Source organism: Actinomycetota bacterium (genome assembly GCA_036280995.1).
Classification (GTDB): Bacteria; Actinomycetota; CALGFH01; order CALGFH01; family CALGFH01; genus CALGFH01.
In genome coordinates, this window is the sequence record DASUPQ010000772.1 from 1 (window position 1) to 8424 (window position 8424).

The following is an 8424-nucleotide window of genomic DNA, read 5'->3' on the forward strand; positions in this document are numbered from 1 at the left end:
CGCAGTACCCGATCGTCGGAGCAGGCCACCGTGGTCACCGGTCGGTCCGGCCCTAGGGTGGTGATGCTGGCCGCGTCGCACGGCCCGGACTCGACCGCCATCCGATCACCGCCCGCAACGCCTCCTCCGGGGACGAGCGGGCGACCGCTTCCCGGACCGCCTTCACGATCGGGCCGGCCGGCGGATCCGTCGGACCGCCGGTGGCCGACGCCGGCAGCAGCAGCTTCCCCGGACCACCGACCCGCGCTGGAACGGAATCGCTTGCCCGTGAGGTGGTCTCGGTGGCTTTGGGAAGCAGTCAACTGTCGGCGATCACGGTTTGGCTCTCATCACGCGGCGGCACACGATGTCCGCGGGATCCGTGTGCGGCTGCTGCTGCGCAGTGCGGAGAGGACCAGCTCGGTGGGGTGTTACCCCGTCAGTATCGATCCGGACGCGATGCCCCGCAGGTCAACGGACCCGGAGGCGCCGATAGTGCGCCTCTCCGACGCGGTGGACCAGATCGACGGCACCCGGTCACCGACGCGATGATCATGGAGTGCACACCTGCCTCGCCGGATGCACGCAGCTCCAGGACCGCTGACCTGGCCGAACGGTGGTTCCGGGAACTGCCGACAAGGCAAGGCCACAGTCAAAACGCGGGTGGGTCACTCTGGAAGCGGTCGAGCAATACTGAGACGGCCACCTAATTCCGTGTCCCCTCGACCAGGTCCGGCGAGCGGTCCGGTTGGGCCACGCACAGCCGCAACGCGCCGGGCCGGACGGTCACCATCAAAGCGGACCCGGGTTCGATGACGTCACCGTCCAACTCCCGCGGCTGCACCCGGTCACTGACGATGCTGATCCGAGACCCCCGCAGGACCTCCATCCGCGGCACCCGGTCCCGGCGCAGCAGCACGGCCCAGGCCAACGCCGCCCAGTGCCCCACATGCCGCGGCGCGAGGATCGCCACGTCCATCTGCCCGTTGTCCGGTTCGGCGTCCGGGAGCAGCCGAATCCCACCCTGTAACGGCCCAGTTCTCCCGAGCGTGACCCAGGCCGCAAGGTAGCGGTGGTCAAGTGCTGATCGACCGCATCACTTTGGCCGTGGGGTAGGACGGGCTCGCCCGAGCCCGGCTCCCGCACCTGCCGTAGCGAAGTGCCGTTCCGGCCTGGGTGGTCGGCATTCCTCGTCCTTTGGGCTCCTCTTGTGGGTCGGTGCTCGGCGTGTCAGGCTGCCCGATACGTTCGAAGTGCCGCCTCCGCCGCTTCTCGGCACTTCTTGACTGGCCGGCGGCGAGCCGACGAAAGGGTGGTGCTCGGATGCGCCGCGAGTGGGAGCCCGAAGACCTGGTGGAGTCATGGACGCTGGTCGAGGATGACTGGCGGCTGGTCGGCAACAAGACTGGGGCGACGCGGCTGGGCTTTGTCCTGCTGCTGAAGTTCTTCGAGCTGGAGGGCCGTTTCCCCCATCGCGACGGGGAGCTGCCGCCGGCCGCGGTCGCCTACGTCGCCAGTCAGATGCGGGTCGATCCGGCCCTGTTCGGCGGGTACGTGTGGTCGGGCCGCACGATCGAGTACCACCGGGCGCAGATCCGCGACGCGCTCGGTTTCCGCCCGGCGACCCGCGCCGACGAGGAGGCTCTCGCCGAGTGGCTGGCCGCTGAGGTCGCCCCACTCGAGCCGTCTGACGAACGGCTGCGAGATGCGTTGCTGGTTCGCTGCCGCAACGAGCGACTCGAACCCCCAGGCCGTCTCGACCGGCTGATGGCCAGCGCCCGCGCCACCGCTGCCGACCGGTTCTGCGCTGCCACGGTGGCGCGGCTGGATCACGGCGTCGTCGCCCGCCTCGAGCGACTGGTCGCCGAGGGCGTCCCCACCCCGGCGGGGTCGCGGGAGCGGGGACTGCTCGCCGAGCTCAAGGAAGGCCCGCGCCGGGCGAGCCTGGAGACGCTGCTCGCCGAGATCGACAAGCTCGAACGTGTCCGCGCATTGCAGCTGCCGGCGAACCTGTTCACCGGCGCCACCGACACCCTGATCTCCTCATGGCGGGCCCGGGCGGCTCAGGAGTATCCCTCCGATCTGCGTGCCAGGCCGCCGCAGGTTCGCCTGACATTGCTGGCCACGCTGGGCTTCTCGCGCATCAGCGAAATCACCGACACCCTCATCGAGCTGTTCCTCGACGTCGTCCACAAGATCGGAACCCGGGCCGAGCGGCGAGTCGACACCGAGCTCCGCAACGACCTGCGCCGGGTCCGCGGCAAGGAAGGGATCTTGTTCCGCCTCGCCGAAGCCGCAGTCGAACACCCCGACGACACCGTGCGAACCGCACTGTTCCCCGTCGTCGCAGAGGCGACGCTGCGTGAGCTGGTCCGTGAAGCCAAGGCCACCGACACCGCCTTCCGCAGCCGTGTCCGCACCGTGCTGCGCTCCTCGTATTCCACCTACTACCGGCGGATGCTGCCCCGCCTGCTGGCCACCCTGGAGTTCCGCTCGAACAACAGCAGCCACCAGCCGATCATCGACGCGGTCACGTTGCTGCGGACCTACAGCACCCGCTCCGGCGCCGTCCGGCATTACGCGTCCGGTGATCGGGTTCCGTTGGAGGGCATCGTCCCCGCCGACTGGCGTGACGCCGTCGTCGGCGAGGAGGGCCGGATCGAGCGGGTGCCCTACGAACTGTGCGTGCTACGAGCGTTGCGTGAGGGAATACGCCGCCGGGAGGTGTGGGTTGTCGGCGCCAGCCGCTGGCGCGACCCCGAGCAGGACCTGCCGGCCGATTTCGAAGACAACCGCGAGCAGCACTACGCCGCCCTGCGTCAGCCGGCTGACCCATCGGCGTTCATCGCCGCCCTTCAACAGCGGATGCGCACCAGCCTGGACCGCCTGGAGCAGACCCAACAGGGCGGCGACACGTCGGGCGGGGTGCGGTTCACCACCCGCGGCGGCGACCCGTGGATCAGCGTGCCCAAGCTCGACCCGCTGCCCGAGCCGGTCACCCTGGGCCGGCTCAAGGACGCCGTTCAGGCCCGCTGGGGCACCGTGGACCTGCTGGATCTGCTCAAGGAAGCCGACCTGCTCACCGGCTTCACCGAGGAGTTCACCTCGGTGGCCTCGCGTGAGGTCATCCCGCGTGAGTTGCTGCGTCGCCGGCTGTTGCTGGTGTTGTTCGGGCTCGGCACCAATATGGGCATCAAGCGCATCGCCGCGGGCGAACACGGTGAGACCGAGGCCGCGTTGCGTCACGTGCGCCGCCTGTTCCTCAGCTCCGACAGTCTGCGCCGGGCAGTGTCCCGACTCGTCAACGCCACCTTCACCGTCCGCGACACCGACCTGTGGGGCTCGGGCACCGCCTGCGCCTCGGACTCCAAGAAGTTCGGGTCATGGACTTCGAACCTGATGACCGAGTGGCACAACCGCTACGGCGGGCCCGGGGTGATGATCTACTGGCACGTCGAACGCCGAAGCACCTGCATCTACAGCCAACTCAAGACCTGCTCCTCCTCCGAAGTCGCGGCCATGATCGAAGGAGTACTGCGGCACTGCACCGACGCCGAGATCGACCGCAACTACGTCGACACCCACGGCCAGTCCGCCGTCGGGTTCGCCTTCACCCACCTGCTCGGGTTTCAGCTGCTGCCCCGGTTGAAGAACATCGGCAGCAGCCGGCTCTACCCACCCGACAGCGACACCAGCGCCTACCCGGCGCTGGCACCGGTGCTGACCCGGCCGATCCGCTGGGAACTGATCGCCCAGCAATACGACCAGATGGTCAAGTACGCCACCGCACTGCGCCTCGGAACAGCCGAGGCCGAAGCGATCCTGCGCCGCTTCACCCGCCCCGGCCCGCAGCACCCCACTTACGCGGCGCTGGTCGAACTCGGCCGTGCCGTCAAGACCGCCTTCCTCGCCGACTACCTGGCATCAGCGCCGCTGCGCCGGGAGATCCACGAGGGCCTGCAGGTCGTGGAGAACTGGAACTCCGCCAACGGCTACGTCTTCTACGGCAAGGAGGGTGAACTCACCGGCGCCGACCGTGACGAGCAGGAAATCTCCATGCTGTGCCTGCACCTGCTGCAGTCCGCACTGGTGCACCTCAACACCATCTTCCTGCAACGGATCCTCGACGACGGCGATCTCATCCTGGCCGCCGAGGACCGCCGGGCGCTGAGCCCACTGTTCTGGACCCACATCAACCCCTACGGCCGCTTCCGCCTCGACATGGACACCCGCCTCGATCTCACCTCGGCAGCGGCATGACCGCGACAACCCCGGCGACCCGCACACCGGCCAGACGCAAGGCCCGCGAGCTGGCCAAACACCTGCGCGGCGAGCGACCCGACTACGCCTACCTCAAGGAGGTCTTCCGGCACCTGCGCGCCGAACTCGACATCGAGATCACCCGGCAACCCAAGACGCTGCCCTACGTCCCCACCCAGGACGAGATCCGCCGCTACTACCAAACCGTATGGCAAGCCCGCCGCACCGGCGACGTCGTGCTGATCAAGACCCTGCTCTACACCGGGGTACGAGTCGCCGAGCTCGTCGCACTGCATCTGGACGACGTCGACCTCGACGCCCACCGCATCCGGGTCAACCTCGGCAAAGGCGGCAAGGACCGCCTCGTTCCCTTCCCGGCCACCTTCGCCGAAACCCTCGCCCTGCACATGGACGCGATGCGCCACCGCGGCGCCGTCCACCTGTTCGAGTCCAGCTGGAAGAAGCCCTACAGCACCCGCGGCGTGCGTGCCATGCTCGCCCGCTACGCCAACGCCGCCGGGCTCACCCACTCCATCAGCCCCCACCAACTCCGGCACTTCCTGTTCACCTGGCTCAAAACCCAGGGCATCGACGACGCACTCATCCAGCCCTACAGCGGACACGAAAGCCGCCAATCCCTGGAGATCTACAGCCGCCTCGCCCTCGCCGACGCCCAACAGCGCTACAACGAAGCAATCACCCGGTTCCCCGTCTGACCACCACTGGGCCGTTCAGGGACGCTGCGGCGCAGGCCGGCGGCGTTACCTCATCACCAGGGTGATTCCGTGGAGTCACCCTGGGATTCCTTGACGTCGCCGTCTCGACCTGCGGTGACCAGCGCGGTCGCGGCAACCACTCGGCAACCACCTCCCAACAGCCGACCGCGCACCCGCCCGACACTTGGGCGTGGGGGCCAGCGCTGATAGCCGCGGCCGATTTTCCGTTCAGCTCAGGGGATGACGCCTTCACCTTCAAACCAGTCCGGCGCTGCCTTGACATGGTGTACCGGCAGCCCGTACTTCGTCTCGACCGCGGCTGGGAGGTCCATCCGAAGCCATCGAGAAGTTTCCTGCGGAAGGGTCGAGATCACGAATCCCGCGTAGCCGGGGTTCGCGGTGACCTCGTCGCCGATCGCGTCGATGGGCGTCTCGGAACCAACGCGTGCGTCGACTAGGTTGATGTGGTTCTTGGCGAACATCTTCTGCGCCTTGATGGTCAGCTTGTTCGCAACTGCTGTGGCGTCGTGTTCGTTGCCGTGCAAGAACAGCAGGTGCCGCACCGGGGTCGCGGGAACCAGGAGTGTGAACTCGGCGCCGGGGTCTTGCTCTTGGATCTCTTGGAGCCGTTCAGACAACACCGGATTCGTGACGGTCTCGTGCGCAATGACAAGGTAGCGGGCCACGGGTACCTCCTTTGGGGGTGAAGGGGAGCGGGGGCTGGGGGTTCGTGAGTACACCTTCAAGGGAAGAAGCTGTGTTCAGCATTCCCACGTACACCTCGGTGTGGCAAGCCCTCGCGTTGAATCATCAAGGCGCCAACGGCTTGGGCTTGGTCATTGACTCAGGTGGGGGATGCCCGCGTCGCGGCGCGTCGAGGGGTTTCCGACGTCTTTGGTCGAGTTCAAGCGCCGGGGGGGGTGGGACGGGTCTGCGCCGAGCGGTTGGCGCACCACGACAGCATCCGGCCCAACTCACGCAGTACTCGCGGGTCTGCGGATGGGCGGTGAAGGCAGGTGCTGGGTCGGCGCGGTGATCGGCTCGGCGGCCGAGTACTTTCGGCGTCGTTGGGCCGGGTATCGCAGGTTCCCTACTCCGAGGATCTCTGCGCGTTCTTCCTCGGACAGCCCGCCCCAGATGCCGTATGGTTCGCGGGTTCGCAGGGCGTGCCGGCGGCATTCCTCGAGAACCGGGCAGCCATGGCAGATTGCCTTCGCCTGGTCGATCCGTCGCTGCTTCTGGTGTCTTCGTTCGCTCGCGGGGTGGAAGAATATCTCCACATTCATGCCGCGACATGTGGCGTCCAACTGCCAGTTCCATTCTTCGGAGACTGGTAGCAGGGGTGCGGGTTCCATCAGAACGTTGTCCCGACTGAGTCCGCGCAACGATCGCGAGGAACGGGCAGTGAGCCTCGTTCCTGACGCTGGATTCGTCCGGACTGGCCACTTCTCGGATTGGCGGCGTAGATGACGGCGTGGGCACGGCGGGTCACGCCGAGGGCGGCCAGGATCAGCGTGACAGAATTCTTGATCGTCTGTTCGGCCAGTCCCAGCCGTTGCCCGATCTCCCGGTTGGTCATGCCTTCGCCGATATAGGTCAGGATCTGTGCTTGCCGGGGTGTCAACAAGGGTGTCATCGCTTCGGGCTCCTCATCACGGGTCCTCCTGTTGTCACTTCGGTCGGATGGGTGTTGTTGGTAGTCCAGGCGTCTGCTCTCACCACTGGGGTGGCCCGGCTCGGAACGGTCGGGCCGAACCCGTCCGCCCGGTCGAGACCAGGAAATGCACGACCCGGGGGATGCCCACCGCCCCCGCCGCTACATGTGAGTCGAGACCTTGAGGATTGCTTTGGCTCGACACCCTCCCTTTGCCTTCCCAGAGACGCGGCCCTACACACCCTTCGATCACGGGTGTCGCCGGTCGACTAGCGGACGATGAGCACGTACAGGGTGCGCGGGCCGTGCACCCCCTCGACGCGTTCCAGTTCGATGTCGCTGGTCGCGGACGGCCCGGCGATCATGGTCAGCGGTCGGAGGGGGTCGAGCCGGGCGATGGCCTCGGGCACGGTCTGCACGATCTGGTCCGCGTACAGCACGATCAGGTGGAAGTCCGGGACCAGGGTGATGGCCCGCCTGCCCTGCCCGGGCCCGGCGTCCAGGATGATCGTGCCGGACAGCGCGATGGCGACCTGGGCGGTGGATACCACGGCGTCGATCGCGTCCAGTTCGGCCGGGGTCAGGACGGTCGGGTCCCCGTCCACCGTCACGGCGCGGCCGCTGCGTCGGGTCGGCTCGACCAGATCGGGGTCCAGGTCGGCGGCGATGACCACCGAGGCCTGATCGGTCAGGGCGGCGTCGATGGCGTCATCGAGTTCGGCCGGGGAGATCTCGCGGACCTGGGCCTTGTAGTCGACCAGTCGGTCGACCATCAGCTCGAGCACGGGCTCGCTGCCCGGCGGGTTCGCGCCGACCCGGATGTAGTCGCGGGGCACCGGCGGTGGGGGGTCGGTGTCGGCGGCCAGTGCGGACCGGATCCGGCCGAGCACGGCATCCCGGCTACTCATGATGGGTCTCCTGCCACCACTGGCGGAACGTCTGCTTCGGCGGGGCCGGCATGTCCTTGCTGTGTGTCCACGCCGAACCGGGATAGGGCAGGTGCTTGATCTTCTTGTCCCTGCCGGCGACGAGGCGTCCGACGGCCAGGGCTTTCTCCGCGGCGACGAACCGCTTGGGGTCGCTCATCACCCAGGAGGCTGCCTTCATCGCCGCGTCCCAGCCGCCGGGGATGGTCCGGCCGCGATCGGAATCGACGGCCCGTCCGCGTAGTTCGACCAGCAGCGTCGGGATGTCGATCTTGACCGGGCAGGCGTCGAAGCAGGCCCCGCACAGCGAGGACGCGTACGGCAGGGTGGAGTTCACGTCGTGGTGTCCGTGCATCCCGGTGAGCTGCGGGGTGAGCACCGCGCCGATCGGTCCGGGGTAGACCGAGCCGTAGGCGTGGCCGCCGGTCCGCTCGTAGACCGGGCACACGTTCAGGCAGGCCGAGCAGCGGATGCAGTGCAGGGCGGCCCGGCCGACCTGGTCGGCCAGCGCATTGGTGCGGCCGTTGTCCAGCAGCACGATGTGGAAGTTCTGCGGGCCGTCGCCGGGGGTCACCCCGGTCCACAGCGAGGTGTACGGGTTCATCCGTTCCCCGGTGGAGGAGCGGGGCAGCAGCTGCAGGAACACCTCCAGGTCGGTGAACGTCGGCAGGATCTTCTCGATGCCCATCACGGTGATCAGGGTCTCCGGCAGGGTCACGCACATCCGGCCGTTGCCCTCGGACTCGACCACGCCGATGGTGCCGGTCTCGGCGATGCCGAAGTTGGTGCCGGAGATGGCGACCCTGGTGCGCAGGAACTTGCGCCGCAGGTGGTCCCGGGCGGCCATCGCCAGCCGGCGCGGCTCGTCGGTGAGATCGGCCGGGGCGTC

7 protein-coding genes and 1 pseudogene are annotated in these 8424 nt (G+C 67.9%); 2 read left to right on the plus strand and 6 right to left on the minus strand.

Features of this window, described 5'->3' with window-relative positions; translation table 11 throughout:
• Positions 1-685: 685 nt before the first annotated feature.
• Positions 686-1042 (minus strand): annotated as a pseudogene (locus VF468_25770) (diacylglycerol kinase).
• Positions 1043-1302: 260 nt separating this feature from the next.
• On the opposite strand from VF468_25770, the gene VF468_25775 reads away from it, so the two are divergent.
• Positions 1303-4239 (plus strand): Tn3 family transposase, encoded by a 2937-nt coding sequence (locus VF468_25775; protein HEX5881696.1) that lies wholly within the window; start codon positions 1303-1305, stop codon positions 4237-4239.
• The gene (locus VF468_25780; GenBank protein ID HEX5881697.1) at positions 4236-4955 is read left to right on the plus strand and encodes a site-specific integrase; all 720 of its coding nucleotides are present in this window, start codon (positions 4236-4238) and stop codon (positions 4953-4955) included. The genes VF468_25775 and VF468_25780 overlap by 4 nt, the downstream gene beginning before the upstream one ends.
• Positions 4956-5188: 233 nt before the next feature.
• Here the strand turns inward: VF468_25780 and VF468_25785 are convergent, their stop codons facing one another.
• The 5 genes from VF468_25785 to VF468_25805 all read right to left on the minus strand — a co-directional run.
• A complete protein-coding gene (locus VF468_25785) occupies positions 5189-5641 on the minus strand; it encodes a hypothetical protein (GenBank protein HEX5881698.1) in 453 nt (150 codons plus the stop codon).
• A gap of 288 nt (positions 5642-5929) precedes the next feature.
• Entirely contained in the window at positions 5930-6310 is a 381-nt protein-coding gene (locus VF468_25790; GenBank protein ID HEX5881699.1) for a WhiB family transcriptional regulator, read from the minus strand.
• Positions 6310-6591, minus strand: a complete 282-nt coding sequence (locus VF468_25795) for a helix-turn-helix transcriptional regulator (GenBank protein HEX5881700.1) — start codon at positions 6589-6591, stop codon at positions 6310-6312. The genes VF468_25790 and VF468_25795 overlap by 1 nt, the downstream gene beginning before the upstream one ends.
• A gap of 287 nt (positions 6592-6878) precedes the next feature.
• Positions 6879-7517 carry an LUD domain-containing protein gene (locus VF468_25800; GenBank protein ID HEX5881701.1) on the minus strand — a complete coding sequence of 213 codons (639 nt, stop codon included), beginning with the start codon at positions 7515-7517 and terminating at the stop codon, positions 6879-6881.
• A partial coding sequence (locus tag VF468_25805; GenBank protein ID HEX5881702.1) for an LUD domain-containing protein occupies positions 7510-8424 on the minus strand: 915 nt, incomplete at its 5' end. The genes VF468_25805 and VF468_25800, both read right to left, overlap by 8 nt.